Annotated in this window: 1 protein-coding gene; it reads left to right on the top strand. The window is 47.9% G+C overall.

What is annotated here, in order from left to right; genetic code table 11:
* The coding region (locus ACFFLE_RS10290) for a DDE-type integrase/transposase/recombinase (RefSeq protein ID WP_380571747.1) at nt 1-238 on the top strand (238 nt) is incomplete at both ends.

Below are 238 nucleotides of genomic sequence, written 5' to 3'. Positions count from 1 at the left end.
GTGAATGAGAAATGGCTCACCGATGTGACTGAATTCAAAGCGCTGAACGGAGAGAAAGCCTACTTGAGCGCGATCATCGATCTGTACGACAACAGTATTGTGGCCTACAAATTCAGCCGTGCAAACAATAATCAGCTTGTTTTTGATACATTCACTTCTGCGATTCACAAGCACCCGCAGGCAACGCCGCTTGTGCACAGTGACCGTGGCTTCCAGTACACCTCCTACGGCTTTAAAA

Source organism: Salinicoccus siamensis, from assembly GCF_042429615.1.
Lineage (GTDB): Bacteria > Bacillota > Bacilli > Staphylococcales > Salinicoccaceae > Salinicoccus > Salinicoccus siamensis.
The sequence above is the reverse complement of the archived record's forward strand: the minus strand, read 5'-3'. Positions and strand labels throughout refer to the sequence as shown.